Annotated in this window: 21 protein-coding genes; 6 read left to right on the top strand and 15 right to left on the bottom strand. The window is 70.4% G+C overall.

Going from position 1 to position 18710, the window contains the following annotated elements:
• Positions 1 to 29 precede the first annotated feature (29 nt).
• Entirely contained in the window at positions 30 to 584 is a 555-nt protein-coding gene (locus GKS42_RS26350) for an amidohydrolase family protein (protein ID WP_232848054.1), read from the bottom strand.
• Between GKS42_RS26350 and GKS42_RS26170 the strand changes: the two genes are divergently transcribed.
• The 3 genes from GKS42_RS26170 (at position 498) to GKS42_RS02185 (ending at position 2298) form a co-directional block, all read left to right on the top strand.
• Positions 498 to 950, top strand: coding sequence for a DODA-type extradiol aromatic ring-opening family dioxygenase (locus GKS42_RS26170; RefSeq protein ID WP_210769291.1), 453 nt, complete (start codon positions 498 to 500; stop codon positions 948 to 950). The two genes, GKS42_RS26350 and GKS42_RS26170, sit on opposite strands and share 87 nt — an antisense overlap.
• Positions 947 to 1312 carry a hypothetical protein gene (locus tag GKS42_RS02190; protein ID WP_154792354.1) on the top strand — a complete coding sequence of 122 codons (366 nt, stop codon included), beginning with the start codon at positions 947 to 949 and terminating at the stop codon, positions 1310 to 1312. Before GKS42_RS26170 ends, GKS42_RS02190 begins: the two co-directional genes overlap by 4 nt.
• Positions 1313 to 1527: 215 nt before the next feature.
• Positions 1528 to 2298, top strand: a complete 771-nt coding sequence (locus GKS42_RS02185) for an ankyrin repeat domain-containing protein (protein ID WP_154792353.1) — start codon at positions 1528 to 1530, stop codon at positions 2296 to 2298.
• On the opposite strand, the gene GKS42_RS02180 is transcribed toward GKS42_RS02185, so the two are convergent.
• From GKS42_RS02180 to GKS42_RS02150, 7 genes are all read right to left on the bottom strand, one after another.
• Entirely contained in the window at positions 2289 to 3422 is a 1134-nt protein-coding gene (locus GKS42_RS02180; protein WP_232847881.1) for a Gfo/Idh/MocA family protein, read from the bottom strand. The two genes, GKS42_RS02185 and GKS42_RS02180, sit on opposite strands and share 10 nt — an antisense overlap.
• Positions 3419 to 4240 carry a ThuA domain-containing protein gene (locus GKS42_RS02175; RefSeq protein ID WP_154792352.1) on the bottom strand — a complete coding sequence of 274 codons (822 nt, stop codon included), beginning with the start codon at positions 4238 to 4240 and terminating at the stop codon, positions 3419 to 3421. Before GKS42_RS02175 ends, GKS42_RS02180 begins: the two co-directional genes overlap by 4 nt.
• A 31-nt stretch (positions 4241 to 4271) precedes the next feature.
• On the bottom strand, positions 4272 to 5153 hold the full coding sequence (locus GKS42_RS02170) for a carbohydrate ABC transporter permease (RefSeq protein WP_154792351.1): 882 nt from the start codon (positions 5151 to 5153) through the stop codon (positions 4272 to 4274).
• 14 nt (positions 5154 to 5167) lie between these two features.
• Positions 5168 to 6127, bottom strand: coding sequence for a carbohydrate ABC transporter permease (locus GKS42_RS02165; protein WP_435529655.1), 960 nt, complete (start codon positions 6125 to 6127; stop codon positions 5168 to 5170).
• 4 nt (positions 6128 to 6131) lie between these two features.
• On the bottom strand, positions 6132 to 7373 hold the full coding sequence (locus GKS42_RS02160; RefSeq protein ID WP_154792350.1) for a sugar ABC transporter substrate-binding protein: 1242 nt from the start codon (positions 7371 to 7373) through the stop codon (positions 6132 to 6134).
• 131 nt (positions 7374 to 7504) lie between these two features.
• Positions 7505 to 8596 (bottom strand): LacI family DNA-binding transcriptional regulator, encoded by a 1092-nt coding sequence (locus tag GKS42_RS02155; protein WP_154792349.1) that lies wholly within the window; start codon positions 8594 to 8596, stop codon positions 7505 to 7507.
• Between the two features lie 42 nt (positions 8597 to 8638).
• Complete coding sequence (locus GKS42_RS02150; protein WP_154792348.1) at positions 8639 to 9328, bottom strand: ZIP family metal transporter; 690 nt, start codon at positions 9326 to 9328, stop codon at positions 8639 to 8641.
• 125 nt (positions 9329 to 9453) lie between these two features.
• Here GKS42_RS02150 and GKS42_RS02145 point away from each other — a divergent pair, with 125 nt between their 5' ends.
• On the top strand, positions 9454 to 10158 hold the full coding sequence (locus GKS42_RS02145) for a Type 1 glutamine amidotransferase-like domain-containing protein (protein ID WP_168217718.1): 705 nt from the start codon (positions 9454 to 9456) through the stop codon (positions 10156 to 10158).
• Positions 10159 to 10195: 37 nt separating this feature from the next.
• Here the strand turns inward: GKS42_RS02145 and GKS42_RS02140 are convergent, their stop codons facing one another.
• Complete coding sequence (locus tag GKS42_RS02140; protein ID WP_154792346.1) at positions 10196 to 12082, bottom strand: ABC transporter ATP-binding protein; 1887 nt, start codon at positions 12080 to 12082, stop codon at positions 10196 to 10198.
• A gap of 123 nt (positions 12083 to 12205) precedes the next feature.
• Between GKS42_RS02140 and GKS42_RS02135 the strand changes: the two genes are divergently transcribed.
• Positions 12206 to 12766, top strand: a complete 561-nt coding sequence (locus GKS42_RS02135) for a TetR/AcrR family transcriptional regulator (RefSeq protein WP_232847880.1) — start codon at positions 12206 to 12208, stop codon at positions 12764 to 12766.
• 50 nt (positions 12767 to 12816) lie between these two features.
• Here the strand turns inward: GKS42_RS02135 and GKS42_RS02130 are convergent, their stop codons facing one another.
• The 3 genes from GKS42_RS02130 to GKS42_RS02120 all read right to left on the bottom strand — a co-directional run bounded on the left by GKS42_RS02130 (position 12817) and on the right by GKS42_RS02120 (position 14502).
• Complete coding sequence (locus GKS42_RS02130; RefSeq protein WP_154792345.1) at positions 12817 to 13245, bottom strand: NUDIX hydrolase; 429 nt, start codon at positions 13243 to 13245, stop codon at positions 12817 to 12819.
• A gap of 64 nt (positions 13246 to 13309) precedes the next feature.
• The gene (locus tag GKS42_RS02125; protein WP_154792344.1) at positions 13310 to 13900 is read right to left on the bottom strand and encodes a GNAT family N-acetyltransferase; all 591 of its coding nucleotides are present in this window, start codon (positions 13898 to 13900) and stop codon (positions 13310 to 13312) included.
• Complete coding sequence (locus tag GKS42_RS02120; RefSeq protein WP_154792343.1) at positions 13897 to 14502, bottom strand: TetR/AcrR family transcriptional regulator; 606 nt, start codon at positions 14500 to 14502, stop codon at positions 13897 to 13899. Before GKS42_RS02120 ends, GKS42_RS02125 begins: the two co-directional genes overlap by 4 nt.
• Before the next feature lie 76 nt (positions 14503 to 14578).
• Between GKS42_RS02120 and GKS42_RS02115 the strand changes: the two genes are divergently transcribed.
• Positions 14579 to 15355 (top strand): aminoglycoside adenylyltransferase domain-containing protein, encoded by a 777-nt coding sequence (locus GKS42_RS02115; RefSeq protein WP_154792342.1) that lies wholly within the window; start codon positions 14579 to 14581, stop codon positions 15353 to 15355.
• Positions 15356 to 15436: 81 nt separating this feature from the next.
• On the opposite strand, the gene GKS42_RS02110 is transcribed toward GKS42_RS02115, so the two are convergent.
• From GKS42_RS02110 to gad, 3 genes are all read right to left on the bottom strand, one after another.
• On the bottom strand, positions 15437 to 16111 hold the full coding sequence (locus GKS42_RS02110) for a suppressor of fused domain protein (RefSeq protein WP_154792341.1): 675 nt from the start codon (positions 16109 to 16111) through the stop codon (positions 15437 to 15439).
• Positions 16112 to 16295: 184 nt separating this feature from the next.
• Positions 16296 to 16991 carry a hypothetical protein gene (locus tag GKS42_RS02105; protein WP_154792340.1) on the bottom strand — a complete coding sequence of 232 codons (696 nt, stop codon included), beginning with the start codon at positions 16989 to 16991 and terminating at the stop codon, positions 16296 to 16298.
• Positions 16992 to 17240: 249 nt separating this feature from the next.
• On the bottom strand, positions 17241 to 18659 hold the full coding sequence (gene gad, locus GKS42_RS02100; protein WP_168217717.1) for a glutamate decarboxylase: 1419 nt from the start codon (positions 18657 to 18659) through the stop codon (positions 17241 to 17243).
• Positions 18660 to 18710: the final 51 nt, after the last annotated feature.

Below are 18710 nucleotides of genomic sequence, written 5' to 3'. Positions count from 1 at the left end.
GTTGCTGCGCCACTGACCCACCGCACGGGTCAGTGGCGCAGCGGCGTGCGCACACCGCACGCGCGGTGCGTCGAGTCGTCCGCGTAGTCGGTGTACATGTAGGGGTTGTCGAGCACCTTCGACTCGGGGATCTCCGGGCTCATCCCCTGGCGCCACTCGTCCTCGCCGAGGGTGGTGCGCAGGTGTTCGACCGTCTGCTCGACGGCGGTGCGCGCCTTCGCGAGGTCGGTGCCGAGCAGGCGGTGCTCGTGCTTGAGCACCCGGCCATTCACGACCACGGTGTGCACGTCGCCCCGCTGGGCCTGGAACGCGATGTGCCCGTATGGGTGCAGCACCGGGAACATCACAGGCGAGTCGTCGTTCTTGATCAGCACGACGTCCGCCTTCTTGCCCGGCTCCGGGCTCCCGACGGCGGAGTCCAGCCCGAGGGTACGTGCGCCACCGCGGGTGGCCCAGCCGACGACGTCCTGTGCCCGATCATCTGCCCGATCGTCACCGTGCGGCCCGGGGCGGACCTGCCGGTGGTGCCGATCTACACGAACATCTTCGCGCCACCGATGCCGTCGCCGAGACGGTTCTGGCAGGTCGGCCGGGCGATCCGGGAGATCATCGACGCCTACCCCTCGGACCTGCGGGTGGCGGCGATCGGCACCGGCCACCTGTCCCTCGAGCTCGGCGGACCACGCCAGTTCGGTGAGCACGGCCCGGACCCGGAGTTCGACCGGAACGCGATCGAGTGGCTCGCAACAGGGAACATCGACGCGATCCTGGCGAACGTGACCCACGAGTCGATGGCGGGCGCGGGCAATGCCACGCATGGGTTCATGGACCTGCTGCTGATGACGGGCATCGCCGGTGACGGCGTCCAGGCGGACTACGTCGACGAGTTCGACCTGTTCCACACGCGCGAGATGTACCTGACCTGGTACCCGAACGGAGCCCCGGCATGAGCACGTACTACGTGGACAAGTTCCTCTACACGATCGACCGGGACCCGACGTGGGTGCAGCGGTACAAGGACGACCCGGCCGGCACCATCGAGGCGTGGGAGCAGGAGGTGGGGCGCAGGCTCAACGATGCCGAGGAGACCACCGTGCTCTCGTTCACCGACGACGAGCGGGCCGCACTGGCTGCGCACGACTACGTCTGGCTGTTCGAGCACGGGGCGCACTTCTTCCTGAACCTGACCCCGTTCATCGCGCTGTACGACGAGGAGTACACCCGCGAGCAGGGCCCGTTGTCCTTCCAGCGCGAGTTCGGCCGGAAGCTGAGCCACTGGCTGGGCAGGGAGTACCCGTCCGTAGGGCTCTGACCGGAAACGCGCCACGCCGGAGCCCGCACCCGCAGCGGCACGTCGCCGACCTAGTCGGATATGCCTCGAGATCGCCGGAAGTACGCGGCGAACTCGATGCGCAACCGACTACCTCGACGGGTGCGGCGCGGGCTCGGCACTCCAGATGGGTGCCGGCGGAAGGTTCCACCCAACGACCACGCGTGCCGGTGCAGGCCCTGTGGTTGCATTCGGGCATGACCACGCGAGCCGGCCGCGGCCTGGCCACCCTGGGGATCGGCATCGGCCTGCTCGCCGGCTGCGGGCTGCTGCCCGGCACCGCGAGCGGGCCGGAGCCCACCGAGTTCTTCACCGAGGCCGATGACCTGGCGCTGGCCGAGGCGGTCGCGGCCGGGGACGCCGACGAGATCGCCCGGCTCGTGGCCGATGGCGCCGACCCGGACGCGCAGGGCACCGACGACCTCACGATGCTGCAGTGGGCGATCCATGTCGAGAACGCGGACGGACTCGCCGCGCTCCTCGACACCGGTGCGGACCCGGACCTGACCGGTTGGGCCGGGAAGACCCCGCTGGAGGACACGGTGGACGTCAACACCTCCGACGCCACCTCGGAGACGATGGTCCCGATCCTGCTCGCGGCCGGCGCCGACGTGAACGCGCAGAACGCGATCACCGGAGAAACCGCGCTGGGAGTGGCGTGCGTGACCTCCTCCGACCTCGCCATCGGCCTCCTCCTCGACGGTGGCGCGGACCCGGACGGTGCCGACGCCAACGGGAGTCGGCCACTGCACGGCTGCGCACGGGTCAACCGCGGCGCCCAGCTGATCGTGCTGCTGGACGCCGGGGCGGACCCGCTCGCCCTGACCAGCGGCGGCGCGAGCTTCCAGGACTACTACTTCGGCTATGACCCGGAGCTGCTGAACGAGCGGGCCGCCGCCGAGCGCGCCGACGTCATCGCGTGGCTGGAGTCGAACGGGGTTCCCGTCAACCCGGAGGCCTACGGCTGACCTCGGTTCGCCCTCCCGAGCCCCTCGCGCACGGACGGCCACGACAGCAGCGCGGCGCGGACGTCGTCGCGCTGCTCGGCCGCGAGCGCGTCGGCGTAGGCGCGCTCGAGGACGTCGTCGATCGCGACCCGCTGCCCGGTGCCCGCCGACGCGACCGCGGCCTCGACCATCGCGAGGCTGAGCACGTTGTCCGCGACCTCGCACATCACCGGAGCACCGCGCAGACCGGCGACGAACGCGGCCAGGGACCCGACGAGTTCCCGGCCGGGATCGGCCACATCGGTGAGGTCGACCGGCTCCTGCCCCTCCACGACCGGCAGCCGGTCACCGTCCCAGGTCGCGCTGCCGCGCTCGGCCGAGAGCCGCCAGGCCCCGTTCCAGGACGTCTCCAGCCCGGGCGCGCACCAGGACCCGCCGTAGGAGAACCGTGCGCCGTCACTCATCTCGAACGTCGCGATCGCGCTGGCGTCGCCGTCGAACCAGCTCCACGGCGGGTTGAACGACTCGGCGTAGACCGCGACCGGGTCGGCGTCGAGCAGGAACCGGGCCAGGTCGAACTGGTGGATCGCCATGTCGACGATCAGCGGCTGCGGCATGTGCTCACGGAACCCGCCGAAGTGCGGCGCCTTGTAGAAGTCGACGGCGAGGGTCCCCGCTTGCCCGAGTGCACGGGCGGCCTCGCGCAACTGGAACGCCTCCCGGAGGTAGCGCCGGGACTGGCTGACGACGACCCGCCGCCCGGTCACCTGGGTCGCCGCCACCAGCGAGAGGGCCTCGGCGACGGTCTCGGTGACCGGCTTCTCACCGAGCACGTCGAGCCCGGCGAACAGGGCCGCCGTCGTGATCGCGTGGTGCGCCGTCGGGACCGCCACGTCGACGACGGCGGTCGCACCGGTCTCGCGGGCGACCGCCACCAGGTCCGTGCCCACCACGACGTCGCCTGCGGCGAGCCCGGCCGGGGCGGCGGCGAGTGCCGCCGTCGCCCCGTCGAGGTCAAGGTCGACCAGGCCGACGAGCTCGGTGTCCGGATTGGCCGCGATCACGTTCAGCCAGGCCCGGCCCATGCTGCCGGCGCCGACCTGGACGAGCCGCAGCGGCGCCACCGAGGGGGCCGCCGGGCTCACTCGGCGCCCGCGGGTGCGGTGGCCCGCTGCTCGGCCGCCACCGTGGCTTCGGCGCTCAGCGCACCGCCGTAGCCGTGCCCGTTGTAGAAGTCCTCCGTCTCGTACCGCAACAGGGTCGGCAGGCTCCGCTCGGGCCGCACCGTGTGCGCCCACTCGACACCGTTCGAGATGACCCGGCGCACGCCCTCGTGGAAGTAGGTCGGGAAGTCCTGGTCGCCGGGGCGGAAGTAGAAGATCCTGCCGTGGCCGCGCCGGAACGTGCAACCGGACCGGAACACCTCGCCGCCACTGAAGGAGGAGATGAAGATGAGCTCGTCCGGGGTGGGGATGTCGAACTGCTCCCCGTACATCTCGTCCTCCTCGATGATCATCGGGTGCGGGATGCCCTGCGCGATCGGGTGCGTCGCGTCGACCGTCCACACCAGCTCGCGGTCATGCTCGGTACGCCACCGCAGCGTGCAGGTGGTGCCCATCAGCTTCATGAACAGTTTCGACCAGTGCCCCGAGTGCAGCACGATCAGCCCCATGCCCTCCAGCACGTGCCGGTGGGCCCGCTCGACCACCTCGTCGGCAACCTCGCCGTGCGCGGCGTGGCCCCACCAGATCAGCACGTCGGTGTCGGCCAGCACCTCCTCGGTGAGGCCGTGCTCGGGCTCGTCCAGGGTGGTGGTGCGCACCCGGACGCGGCTGCCGAGGTTCGCCTCGATCCCCTGCGCGATCGCCCCATGCATCCCGTCGGGATAGCGCTGCGCGACGGCCGGTTCGAGCTGCTCGTGACGGTTCTCGCCCCAGACGAGGACCCGGATCGGTTCGGACATGTGTGGACTCCTAGGTTGTTGGTGAAGGAACTCAGGACTTGACCGCGCCGCCGGTGACCCCGGCCGCGACGTAGCGCTGGGCGAGGACCAGCAGGGCGATGGCCGGCAGCGAGGAGAGCACGGCGGTCGCCATGATCGGCGACCAGTCGCTCACGAAGCCGCCGATGTAGCTGTACAGGCCGAGCGTGATCGGACGCATGCTCTCCGACGTCGTCAGCGTGAGCGCGAACAGGAAGTCGCCCCACGCGAACAGGAAGATGAACAGCGCCGAGGTGATGAGGGCGTTGCGGCTGATCGGCAGCACGACGGACACGAACGCGCGGACCGGACCCGCGCCGTCGACGTAGGCCGCCTCGACGATCGAAGCCGGGATGCCCATCATGAAGGCCCGCATCAGGATGATCGAGAACGGGATGCCTGCCGCCGAGTCGGCCAGGATCAGGCCGACGTAGGTGTTCAGCAGCCCGAGGTCGCTGTACGCGCTGTACAGGGCGTTCGCGACGACGATGCCTGGCACCATCTGGGTGGTCAGCACGGCGAACAGGAACACGACGACCCACTTGCCGAACCGGAAGTGCGCCAGGGCGTACGCGGCCGGCGCCGCGATCAGCAGGCTGAACACCACGGCGCCGAGGCTGATGATCAGGCTCGTGACCAGGTTGCCGCCCTGCTCGGCCAGCGCGGTCCGGTAGCCGTCCAAGGAGAGGTCGAGGGGCAGCCACGGCGTCGCCGAGGCGTTGCCCGCCGGTTGCAGCGAGACGTTGAGCATCCAATAGAGCGGAAACAGCATGACGGCGATGATGATCACGCCGAGGATCGTGTGGCCGGGCCGGCGCGGGGTTGGCACCCTCGACGCGCGACCGGCGGTGTCGCCGCCGGCTGCTCGCCGGGCGATCGGAACTGCGGCACTCATGAGACCTCCAGCCTCTACTCGTCGATGGCGCGCCGGTTGAGGCGCAGGTAGACGATGGCGAACACGAGCGAGATCAACACCAGGATGTTGCCCAGTGCGGCGCCCACCCCGAAGTCGAACTCGCGGAACGACATGTGGTACGAGAACGTCGAGATCGTCTGGGTCGCGTTGGCGGGACCACCGTTGGTCAGACCCAGGATGACGTCGAGCACCTTCAGCGTGTAGACGACGCCCAGCACGAGAACGACCGTGACCACGCCGCGCAGCAGCGGCCAGGTGATGTGCCGGAACGCGCGGGCCCCGGTGGCGCCGTCGAGCGAGCCCGCCTCGTACAGCTCCTCGGGGATCTCCTGCAGGCCGCCGTACAGGATCGTCGCGTTGAACGGGATCCCGAGCCAGATGTTCACGATGATGACGGCGACCAGCGCCAACGTGGTCGACGTCAGCCAGGCAGGGCGGCCGTCCAGGAACGGCAGCAGGTCGAGGGTCCGGTTCAGGACCCCGTGATCGGTGTCGAGGATCCACCGCCAGACCGCCGACGCAGCGATCATCGGCACCAGCCACGGCAGCAGCAACAACGAGCGCAGCACGCCGGAGAGGTGGAACCGCCGGTGGAAGAACAGTGCGATGGCCAGGCCGATCGTGAACTGCCCGAGGATGGATCCGACCGTGAACAGGCCGGTGTTGAGCAGGGCACGGTCGAACACCGGGTCGGTCACGGCGGTGACGTAGTTCGCGAACCCGACCCAGGGCGCCTCGCCCGTGTAGAAGGTCCTGGTCGTGTACTCCTGGAAGCCCATGGTGATGTTCTTGACGACGGGGTAGCCGAAGAACAGCACCAGATAGACAGCGGCAGGGATCAGGAATGCGACCTGGACGAGGCGTCCGCGACCGGACGATCGGCGGCGGGCCGGCCGGGCCGGGCCCGGCGGGGCCAGCCCACCGGACCCGACCCGTACTTCGGTGGAGGTCACCGGCTCAGCCGTTCTGCGCCTGGGCCAACGCGTCCTCCGGGCTCATGCCTCCGACGAGAGCGTTCTGGACCGCCTCGTAGATCGCCGTCGCCTGGGTCGGCCACTCGGGCCCGAGCTCACCGGTGCGTGCGCGCAGGTCCGGGACCTGTTCGGCGAACGAGGCGAGGTTCGGGACCTGCTCGACGACGGCGGCGGACAGGGACGGGTCGGTCGGCACCGTGTTGGTCCCGACCGCGGCGTCGACCACCGCATCCTCACCGACCAGGCACTGGACGAACTCGGCGGCGACGGCCATCCGCGCGTCGTCGCCGGTCTGCGGGACCGCCCAGGCCTCGCCGCCGAAGGGCGAGACCACGGTGTCGCCGGCCGCGGGCGCCGGGATCGGGACGATGCCGTACTCGAGCTCGGCGTTCTCCGCGAGCGTGCCGAAGTTCCAGGGGCCGTTGACCATCATCGCGGCGTTGCCACTGGAGAACTGGTCCGCGACGTCCGCCTGCGACCAGGTGACCACCGACTGCGACATGGACCCCGAGTCCAGCAGGTCCTTCCACAGCTGCAGTGCCCCGGCGACCTCCTCGGTCGCGATGTCCGCCTCGTCGCCGCCGTTGGACCACATGAACGGCAGGAACTGCCAGGTGCCCTCGTAGGTGTTGATCGCCGACAGGGCGAGACCGTACTGGTCCCCCTCGGTCAACGCGGCCGCCGCGGTCTCGAGCTCCTCCCAGGTGGTGGGCGGTTCGATCCCGGCGTCCGCCAGGACCTGGGTGTTGTAGAAGAGCGCGATCGTGTTGGTCACCGGCTGCAGCGCGTACAGCTCGTCCTCGTAGGTGGAGGCGGACAGGACGCCCTCGGCGATCCCGCCCGGGTCGAGCCCGAACTGGGACAGCGGCGCCAGCGCCCCGCTCTCGGCGATCTGCTGGACGTCGGGGTTGTCGAGCATGAGGACGTCGGGCAGGGTGCGCGAGGAGCTCATCTGCAGCACCTTCGCGATCAGGTCGCCGCCCGGAACCGACTCGCGGTTCAGTTCCACGCCGACCTCGGCGGCGCAGGCATCGAGGACGCCCTGCCAGACCGTCTTGTTCGGGTCGTTGTTGTAGTAGTCGAGGACGTGCAGCTCGGTGACATCGCCGTCACCACCGCCGTCGCCGTCCGTGCCACCGTCGGAGCCGCTGCACGCGGCCACGAGCACCAGCGGCAGCGCGGCCGCCGCGGCGATCGCAACTCGGGCTCTGGAGAACCTGGTCATCTCTCGTTCCTCTCTGTCAGGCCCACGTCCTCGTGGGCTGAACCGGACCGATCATCTGGATCGGGCGGCGTCGATGCGTATCGATGGACGATCGGATGGGTTGTGGCGGACATGGGTTGTCGCGAGCGGAGCTAGCTGCCGCTCGGACGGACGGAGCCGCGCCTGGTCAGGCGCGCCTCCACGAGACGCAGTTCGGCGGGAACGTCCCCGGCGAGCAGGTCGAACATCCAGGCCATCGCCAGCCGGGACACGTCCCGGGGCTGGGTGGATACCGCGGTGGGCGGGACGGGCTGCGCCTGCGCCTCCACATCGGTGCACAGCGACACCACATCGAGGTCGCGGCCCGGCACCAGGGCGCGTTGCTGCAGTGCGGCGCCGACGTCATGCGGACTGTGCACGGTGAGCAGCCCGGGATGGGGGCCGCCGTCGGGCCCGAGCGCGGCGTCGAGGTAGCCCTCGACCCCGGTGCGGGTGTGCGGCGCGCTGATCCAGCGCAGTGGGACCCCACGCTCGGCCGCGCGCGCCCGGGCGCTCTCCCGGAACCGTGGGACGTAGTTGATGCCCAGACCGACCCGCTCCTCGGACCACCCGAGTACGGCGATCTCCGGGCAACCGGCGTCGGCGAGCTCGTCGACGAGCAGCCGGCCGGCGGTCTCGAAGTCGAAGTCGATGCAGTGCAGGCCGTCCCGGTCGTCCGGGACGCCGATGAAGATGACCGGCATCTCGAGCTCGCGGGCGATGGCCGCGCGGGGGTCGTCGGTCGTGATCTCCATGACGATCGCGGCATCGCACATCGCCCGCCGCTGCACCCGGACGAGCCCGGCCGGCCCTTCGGCCGCCGTCAGCATCAGCACGTCGTAGTCGCGACCGCGGGCGATGACCGCGATCTCCTCGGCGAAGGCCATCAGCCCGCTCGCCGCCTCCGGATTGTGGAACGGCACCACCAGACCGACGACGTTCGTGCGGTGGCCGGCGAGTGCCCGGGCACCGGCGTTCGGCTCATAGGTGAGCTGGTCGATCGCCTCGAGCACGCTGCGGCGGGTCTTCTCCGAGATCGGGCGCTTGCCGCTCATCACGTAGGAGACCGTGCTCTGCGAGACGCCCGCGACCCGCGCGACGTCCTTGCTCGTCGGAGCGAGCCTGCCCCGGCGCCCCGGCGGCACGCTCCCGGCCGGACCCACGGGGTCCGTCCGCTCGTCGGCACGATCGTCATCGATACGCATCGACGATGATGCTACGTGAGGAGGCGGGCACCTGGCAAGGGGTCACCCGCCGAGCGCGAAGGCGACCAGGAACCCGACGGCCGTGGACAGCCCGACCCACCATCCGCCGTCGCGATAGGCCTCCGGCATCAGCGAGTCGGCGAGTACCGCGAGGGTGGCGCCGCCGGCGAACGCCTGGACCACCGAGATGCTGCGGGCGGAGATCACGTCGCTGACCGCCCACGCCGCCACGACGACCACGGTCAGCAGGATCGCCGTGCCCGCCCACATCCAGAGCGCGCGCCGCGGCGCGAAGCCCGGCTGCCTGCGCATCGAGGCCGCACCCGCCATCGCCTCGGGGACGTTGCCGACGGCGACCGCCACCAGCAGCACGATCCCGCCGGCACCGGTCAGGCTGACACCCAGCGCGGTGTTCTCCGGGATTCCGTCGAGGAGCGCGCCGAGCATGAGCGCGGGGCCGAGCGCGGCCGGCCCGAGCTTGCGCTCGATCAGCCGGTCCGCGAGCACGTAGACGAGCGCACCACCCAGGAGCGCCGCGCCGGCGATCAGCAGGCCCTCGCTGTCGAACGCGGGCTGGAACAGCTCGGTGGTCACCGCCGCGATCATGGTGCCCGCACCGAACGCCATCATCGCCGCGAGGACCTTGGTGGGCAGGTCGTAACGCAACCCGATCACCGCGCCTATCAGCATCGGCACCGAGGTGCCCAACCCGTACAGGAGCGCCGTGAGCATGCCCGATGGTAGGACAAGGGTCCCGGCGAGTGGTGGCGGCTCGCTACGTTCGGACGGCAGATGTCTGCGACGGTGATTTAGCGGCGTGTCCTCGACGCGGCAACGCGACCGCCTATCGTCTGAGCATGCGCGGGACCGTCTGGCTCGGATGCGGCAGTGCCCTCGATGAGGAGCCGCTGTGGCGGTCGATCCTGGATCGGCCTCGGACGAGGATCCTCTACTGGCCCTTCGCCCTACCTCGCGAGATGCTGCCGTCAGCTGACGGCTGGTTGCGCGGGAACCTCGATCGGCTCGGTGTCGACTATGAGCTCGTGACCTGGCAGGGCCTCGCGCAGCATGCGCCCTCGGAGCTGTGCCCGGGGTCCACCGACCTGCTGTTCGTCGGTGGTGGCAACACGTTCCGTCTCCTCGACGAGGTGCGCTCCCACGGCTTCACCCGACCGATACGCGAGTTCTGGCGCGACGGCGGCGACTACTACGGAGGTAGCGCCGGCGCCGTGCTGGCGTGCGAGAGCATTGCAATCGCCGAAGGCAACGACGCCAACGAGCCCGGACTCAGCGACCTGACCGGGCTGGCGCTCATCGCAGGCGTCGCTGTGCTGCCGCATTTCACCGACGCCCAGCATGCCAGCGCCAGCCACTGGTCGAGCACCCATGACACCACGGTGATCGGGCTGCCGGAGACCATGGGCGTTCGGTGCTCCGCCGGGATCGCGACCGCCCTCGGTGCGGGCACGGTCAGGCGGTTCGCGGGGGACGTCGTCGACGAGTTCGCACCCGGCGACTCCTTCCAGGTCTCCGATCGCAGTTGGGACGACCCCCCGACGTGACCCGGCCCGGCCCGGCCGCTCCGAGGGCAGGTCCGGTTCAGGCCCGGGCCGGAACCCGCTCCCCCTCGCCCGTGCGCGCGGTGCTCGCGTCCAGCCGAAGCGCGGCGACGAGCTCGCGGTACAGCTCATCGCTCTCGAGCAGTTCGGCGTGCCGCCCGATCCCCCGCACCCGGCCGTGCTCGAGCAGGACGATCTGGTCGGCATCGACCACCGTCGAGAGCCGGTGCGCGATCGTGATCACCGTTCCGGTCCTGGCCACCTCGCCGATCGCGCCTGCGAGGGCCGCCTCGGTGAGCCCGTCCAGCTGGGCGGTCGCCTCGTCGAGCAGCAGGATCTCCGGCCGCGCGACCAGGGCGCGCGCCACGGCCACCCGCTGCCGCTCGCCGCCGGAAAGGTTCGACGAGGTCACCTCGGTGTCCAGGCCGTCCGGCATCGCCGCGACGCGCTCGGTCAGCCGCAGGACGTCGACGGCGGCCCGCACCTGCTCGTCCGTGGCCTCGGGCGAGGCGTAGGCGATGTTCTCCCGCAACGTGCCGGGCACGATCGGGGTGTCCTGCTCGACGTAGGCGATCCGGGACCGGATCTCCGCGGTCGTCCACTCCCGGTACGGACGGCCGTCGAGCTCGATGCCGCCCTGCGTGGGGTGCAGGAACCGGAGCAGGAGCGACATGATCGTGGTCTTCCCGGCCCCAGAAGGTCCCACGATCGCGGTGTGCCCACGGCGCGGCACGTCGAGGCTGACACCGTCGAGCGCGGTGGCGCCGGCCTCCGGGTACCGGAAAGTGACGTCGCGCAGCCGGAGCACCGGCGCCTCGGCGCCCGGAGCACCCCCGGCCCGGGCGCCGTCAGTGCGCGGATTGCGGGCGCCGTCGTCGTCCACCTCCAGCTCCATGTCCTCGACGTCCTTGATCCGCGCGGCCGCGGCCAGGCCGGACTGGAGCGAGGTCAGCGACATGGTCAGCAGCATCACGGGCATCATCAGCTGGAACACATAGAGCAGGAAGGCGACCAGCGTGGTCACGGTGATCGCCCCCGTGGACACGCGCCAGGCGCCCACTCCGAGCAGCATCATCACGGCGAGGTTCACGCCCGCGCCGGTGATCGTCCAGGAGATGTTCTCCAGCCTGACCGCCCGGATGCCGCTGCGCGCCGACGCCTGCGCATGGCCGCCGATCCGTTCGGTCTCACGGGACTCGGCTCGGGCGGACTTCACGGTGCGGAGGGCTCGGATGACCCCCTCGAGCCGGCCGCCCAGCGCACCCACGTGCTCCTGTGCCTCCTGTTGGGCCTTCGACAGCCGCGGCATCAGTGCGACCACCGAGATCCCGACGAGGATCAGGACGGCGACCGTCACGCCGAGGAGCACCGCGTCCAGGTACGCCATCAGCACGATCGCCCCGACCAGGCCGATGATCCCGTTCACGAAGTTGACGATGCTGGACGTGGTGGCCTCCCGGATCAGGAGGGTGTCCGACGTGACGCGCGTGACCAGTTCCCCCGGTGGACGTGCGGTGACCTCCTGGACCCGGGCGCGCAGGAGGTGGCCTACCAGGCCGGTGCGGGCCGCGAGGATGATCCGTTCGGCGAGCGTGCCGAGCATGATCCCCTGGATCAGGGCGACGGCCGACCCGGCCACGAGCAGCACTCCGAGGATCGTGATCGGGGTGCGCAGCGAGGCCGACATCTCGAGCCCGTCTAGCACCGCCTTCGTGACGAGTGGGGTGGCCAGCTCGGCCGCCGTGCCGATGGCGCCGAGGACCAGGGCGACGGCGATCACCGCCTTGTGCGGGCGGGCGTAGCCCCAGAGGATGCGCACCTTCTCGCGCGTGCTGCGTTCCGGCGTGGCTGCCGATCCGGCGGCCCGGGTCTCGCCCGCCGCGTCCGCGGCGCCCGCCAAATCCGTCGCGCCCGACACATCCGTCATGTCCATCCTCCGTCCGCCACCCCACCCGACCGGAGGGGACAATGCCGGTCTATTGTGCGACACGATTGTCCTATTTGACAACAGGAATGGCGCACCCGCTTCGGACGGCCTATCCTCGGCGTCGTGACGACGGATCAGATCGAACGTGGCGCGCGGGCCCGCACCCGCGCTGCGATCCTGGACGCCGCGGCGGCGGTCTGGGCACGCGACTACTCGGCGTCGTTCGGGGCGATCGCGGAGCGCGCCGAGGTCAGCCGCTCGACGTTGCACCGCTACTTCCCCGATCGCCAGGCGCTCGTCGACGCACTCCTGCTCGACTCGTTGAACTGTCTCGAGACGGTGGACGCCACCGACACGACGAGCGCCGATCCGATGGACGCCCTCGAGGCGTACCTGCGGACGGGTATCGAGATCGGCGACCGGGTGATCTTCCTCTACGCGGACCCGGACCGGTTCGCCGAGAACCCGAACTGGCCGTCGGACGACTCCGACGATGGACTGACCCCGCTCCTGGACCGGGCCCGCGCCGAGGGCGCGATCGCCGCGGACATCCCGAACGCGTGGGCCGCGAACCTGTTCTACGCGATCCTCTACACGGCCGCCGAGGTCAGCGCCGGCGACATCCCGCGGCACGTGGCGGCCGACCTCGCAGTGCGATCGTTCCGGCGCAGCGTGTCCGGGTGAGGAGCAGGACCGGGCGACCTGCCTGAGGTCACGTCGGCGGACCGGGCGAGTCAGACAGGTCGGCGGGCCTTGAGCAGGGTCATCGCCACGTCGACCAAGCCAACCGTGTCGAGGCCCGCGACCTCCTCGAGCGGAACCCAGCGGCTCTCATCGGTACTTCCGTCGACCTCGTGGGTGAGCTCACCGCCGACGACGTGTCCGGAGTAGATGACCCGCAGGCCACGCAATGGCCCGGCGCCGGCCAGGAGCCGGTCCGCGGCCGCGATGTAGTGGGTGTCGACCCCGAGCAGCCCGTCCAGTTCGACGTCGTAGCCGGTCTCCTCGCGGAACTCCCGGACCGCGGTCTCCTCGGTGGACTCGTAGTCCTCCATGCCGCCACCCGGCAGCGTCCACCCGGTCCGGCCGCCCTCGTTCCAGTGGGCCAGCAGCACGGCCTCGTCCCGGACGGCCACGACGTAGCTCGCAGGTCTCGTATCCATGGGTCGTGACGATACTGCCGCCCGGGCGCAGGGCTCCCGGGCCGCCGGCTTCGGGACGTCACTGTCAGTCCCGGACGAGCCGCATCGACACGTACTCGGCGAACCCGGCCCGCCGCGCACCCCGCACGGCCCGCCGGCCGGACTCGGCGAAGCCCAGCTTGGCGTACAGGCCGAGCGCGGCGGCGTTGGTGTCCTTGATGTCGCGCAGCACGAACTCGTCGTAGCCGGGCAGGGCGAGGAGGTGGCGCAGCAGCGCGGTCGCGACCCCGCGGCCCTGGTACGCCGGCGCCGTGGTCACGAAGCCGATCTCGACGAGACCGGGCCGGACGCCGTCGTGGCCGCCGAGGAACTGGCTCCGGACGATGAGGTGCGTGATCGTCCCGTGCACGAGCCCGAGGTGCCGGCGGAACTCGGCGGCCCGCGGCTGCAGAACCTCCTCGTCGCCCTCGCTGAGGCACGCCACCGCGGCCGGTTCGCCGTCGACCAGCGCGACGTACCAGTGCTCCAGCAGGAGCAGGTGCGCGAACGCGTCCCCGAGCACCGCCGGATCGGAGGAGAAGTAGGCGAAGTCCTCGGCGAACCCGCGGACCCACACGTCGGCGATCCGTCGCCGATGGGCCTCACCCAACACGTCGGCCCGCACGATGTCGATCATCGGTCCGACCCGGTCAGGTGCCGCAGCACGAGGTCGAGCTCCGGCATCGTCAGGTCGTCGCCGAGCGCGAGGCGCAGCGTGGTCAGCCCGGCGAGCATCGCGAAGAAGGCAACCGTCAGCTGCTCGGCGTCGCCGCGGCCGAACTGCTGCTCCTCCTGGCCACGCCGGACGAGGTCGGCGAACGCGCGCCAGAGCGCGGTGTGCGCCGCGGCGAGGCGTGCCGTGGTCCCAGGCGGGGTGTCGCTGGTGAAGCCCTGGTTGACGACCATGTAGAACTCGGCCTCGCCCCGGTCCCCCTGCAGGTCCGCCAGATACGTGGCCGTGAACGCGCGGATCAGGTCGAGCGGCCGACCCGGGCCGGCGAGCTGCTCCGCGACGGCGCCGAGTCCGGTGGCAGCCTGGGTGAGGAGCTCGTCGAAGAGGTCCTCCTTCGTGGCGTAGTGGCGGTAGATCGACCCCGTGCTCAGGCCCGCCTCGGCCGCGATGCCGCGGATGCTCGCGGCCGCGAAGCCGCGTGCGGCGAACTCGCGGACGGCGGCGGTCCGGATCGTGTCCCGGGTGCCGGCCCGGATGGCCACGTTCTGTTCGTCCGTGCGGGGCATGTGCTCGCTCCAGGTTTGAGTGAACTTTCGTTCACTGTACCTCACGTCGGCTGGCATCGGGCCGTACGGTTGGACCATGACCACAGTGCCCGACGCGCCAGCATCGCCCGGACGGATGCTCGACGCGCTCGCCGACGGCATCGCCGCCACCCTCGGCGAGAACCTCCTCGCCCTGTACGTGCACGACTCCTACGTCGCCGGCGACTTCGAGCCGGCTCGCAGCGACCTGGACCTGCTCGCCGTGCTGCGCGAGGTGCCGACCCCGGCCACGCTGGAACTGCTGCGACCGCTGCACGCACGCTTCGCCGTCGACCATTCCGTCTGGGCGGACCGGATCGAGGTCGACTACTTCCCGGCCGCGACCCTGGCGGCGCTCCCGGACCGCCCGGGCCCGATGATCCGGATCAGCCCGGGCGAGCCGCTGCACCTGTTCGAGGCGAGCCGGCACTACCTGCTGAACGTCGCATCGGCGCGCGCGGACGGACGAGCGCTGCGCGGCCAGAGCCCGACGGCGGTGCTGCCGCCGGTCGACCGGGCGGCGATTCGCGCGGTGGTGCGTGAGCATGCGGCGAGCTGGCCGGAGTGGGTCGAGGACGCGCACGGACGGACCGGCGCACAGGCCTATGCGGTGCTCACCCTGTGCCGTGCGCTGCACCTGGTCGTCGAGGGCAGCCAGGTCTCGAAGCGCCGGGCCGGGGTCTGGGCGGCGGCCCGGCACCCGGAGTCGGCCGGGCTGATCGAGTGGGCGTCGGCCTGGTGGTACGACGCCGGCGCGGACGACGTACCGGGCCGGTACGAGGACGTAGCGGCGTTCGTGACGTCGCTCGCCGCGGAGGTCGCCGCGACGCCGTGAGCGTTCTCGTCGCCGACCGCGCGGAAGCCCTCGGTCAACTCACGAGCGCCCGGGGGTTTCCGCGCACTCGGCGCAGGTCGGTCAGACGAGGGACAGCGTCCGCTCGAGATCGGTGACGAGGTCCGGTCCGGTGGCCTCGGCCAGGCGGTCGGCGAGCTCCCGGATCCGGCTGAGCGTGAGCGAGGGGTCGGCGAAGACCCAGTCGGACTCCAGCTGCGTGATGCCCACGAGCTGGAGGAAGTCGAGCCTGCCGTGCACGGTGTCCACGCCCGCAACCTCCGTGTCCGGCACCACCAGGAGCGAGGTGAGCGCACTGCCGGAGCCGATACTGATCGGCGTGCCATTGCCGGCGACCGCCTGGTACGGCTCGAACCACCGGCCGGAGGTAGACGTGTAGCGAGCCAGGTTGCTCATCACGGAGACCGCCCAGCCGGCCTCCGACTTGCCCGGCGCGACGACCTTCATGGTCATCTCGTAGCCCCAGCCACTGCGTTCGCCGCCGTAGTCCTCTGCGTCGGCGTACAGCGAGCTCATGCCGTAGGTGACGACGTGCTGGTAGCCCTTCGGGGAGGGGAACAGGCTGGCGCCGTCGAGATACTCGTTGCCGCCGAACATCGCACGAGCCGGCATCGACGTGGCCAGGTGCGGTGGCTCGACGCCCGGGTAGATCGCGCCGAACGCCGCGTCGATCGCCTCCCAGCCGGGAGACCAGTCGTCCTGCAACTGCGCGCGCTGCACATATTCGTTCCTCGTCATCACGGCTCCGAGACTAGATCGGGCGCGTCGGATGTGGAACGGGCAGCGCTGCCCGGCACGCGTTGCTGCGACCTGGACCGCGCCCTCGCAGCCCGCGCGATGCGGCCCGGACGGATCTCGACGTACGGCACCCGGACTGGCACTGACGGGCCGATAGCACCGCACGACCGGTGGCACCGCACCATCACGGGGCCGTTGACCCGGGCCCACCGGACCTGAGTTCCTCATCGTGCCCCGCATCGTCCTTCGCGGACTCCACCGGGAGCAACACGGCGCCCACGAGGAAGCAGATCGCCCCGACGAACGTTCCCAGGTTCACCAGGGCGATGTTCGCCGGCTCATCGGTGGTTCGCAGATAGCGGGCCGCGATGGCGGCCGCTCCGAAGGCAACGGATCCGACCAGGTTGAGCGCGGCGATCCGCCAGCCGACGGATCGGTCCGGACGAGGCACGATCCCCCGGTTCACCTCCGAGTAGGCCAGCCAGCCGGCGATCAGGAAGCACGCCGAACCGGCCAGGTCAGGACCCCAGATCAGGCGTCGCTCCTGAACCACGCCCAGATCGACCTGCGTCGCCGCGAACGTACTGACGTTGAACAGCACGGTCCCCACGAGCTGGACGGCTGTCGCCCACCAGTCGATGCGCCCGGGGGCTCCTCGGAGGGGTCGCCGTCTCGGATGGTCGGACTCGGGCAGGACCTCTCCCGGAGCGGTCAGCGTCTCGTGGAACTGGAGGTACGCCGCGGTCGTGAAGAAGATCGACCCGACGAGGAACGTCGTGGCGACGATCCCCGGGGCCACATGATCGAAGAAGAGCGGAAGCGAGCCGATCGCGAAGCAGACGGCACCGACCCCGAACAGGGCTGCCAGACACCAGCTCATCCGGCTGGGCCGCCCGCTGTACCTCCGGCCGGCCCGGCCCGAGGTCGGACCCTCGAGTGGGGGGCCGAGTCCGAGTCGCTTGCGGTGTCGTCGCGACGTCCATTCGACCTGACTCCCGTCAGCCCGTTCCAGCCGCGCATGGGTGACGAATCCGAGCGGCCCCGCCGTTCGGATCACTCGCCATCCGGCCGGGAGCTCGGGCAGCGCCCGCGCCGAGCGTGCCGAGGCTGCGCCGGACGTCACGGGACCTCACCGGACGAAGCCGGTACGTGCCTTGCTGTGCGCCGCCGCTCGAGCGGGCGCCGTCCACAGGTCGGGCTTGGCGGCAGCGCGGTGACTCGGTTGCTCGGAGGCCAGGTCGTCACAGGCCTTCAGCAGGTCGCGGAGCAGCAGGTCGATCATCTGACGGCTCAGATCGAGCCTGACCACGACCCGCATCAGGTGAACATGCTCGGCGTTGGGTGGGAGGCTGTACGCAGGAACGATCCAGCCGTCCTGACGCAGCCGCGCGGACAGGTGGTAGACGTCGAAGCCGGGATCGCCTTTGAGCCTGAAGGTGACGACGGGTTCGCTGAGTCCCGGGTTGAGGATCTCGAACCTGCCGCTGGCGACAAGTCCGTCGTTGAGATGGCGGGCGTTCGCCATCATGTTCCCGACTATCGAGGTGTACCCGGATCGACCGAGCCGCAGGAAGTTGTACATCTGCGCTTGGATCATCGCCGAGCCTCGCGAGAAGTTGAACGTGTAGGTGGGCTGTGCACCGCCCAGATAGTTCACGCTGAAGACGAGATCCTCCGGGAGTTTCGACGCGTCCCGGAAGATCAGCCAGCCGACACCGGGGTAGACCAGCCCGTACTTGTGCCCGGACGCGTTGATCGAGGCCACCTGCCCGAGGCGGAAGTCCCACGTCAGTTCCGGTTCGGCGAACGGCGCGATGAACGCCCCACTGGCTCCGTCCACGTGCAACGGAATGTCCCACCCTCGCTCGTCCTTGACCCGGACGAGCAGATCGTTGATCGCCTCGATCGGATCCGCCTCGCCGATGTGGGTCGTGCCGAGCACGGCACCCACAGCGATCGTGTTCTCGTCCAAGCGGCTCTCGATGTCCTCCGCGCTGAGCACGTAGCGATCCGCGGCCATCGGGATCTTGCGCATCTCGACGTCGAAATAGTTGGCGAACTTGTCCCAGACCACATGGGTCTCCGCCCCATAGACCACGTTCGGATTGTCCGTGCTGAGCCCCGCGGCCTGACGTCGGTTGCGCCAGCTGCGCTTGTGCGCCAGGAGCCCCAGCATGATCGCCTCGGAGGATCCGATCGTCCCCACGCCGACGACCTTCGCCGGGTCCGGGGCGTTGAACAGTGCCCCGAGCATGTGCACGCACCCTTCCTCGACCAGCGAGGCAGCCGGGTACTCCTCATGATCGATGTGATTCTTGCGGAGCGTGTCGTGGATGAGCGCCTCTGCCTCGGGCTCCATCCAGGTGGTGACGAACGACGCGAGATTGAGCGTCTCGCGTCCGTCGAGCATCAGCCCGGTGTGCAGCAGCTCGTACGCCTCGGCGGGCGGCATGCCGTCGGACGGAAACTGCATCGGGTCGATGTGTTCCCGGAACTGCCGCCGACCATGGATCGGTCCGTACCAGTCACCCTCGGTCGGATCGCTCATCTCGTTCTCCATCTCTGCGCGTGCGCATCAACGTAACCGTCGCGACATGCA

Source organism: Occultella kanbiaonis, assembly GCF_009708215.1.
Lineage (GTDB): Bacteria > Actinomycetota > Actinomycetes > Actinomycetales > Beutenbergiaceae > Occultella > Occultella kanbiaonis.
The sequence above is the reverse complement of the archived record's forward strand: the minus strand, read 5'-3'. Positions and strand labels throughout refer to the sequence as shown.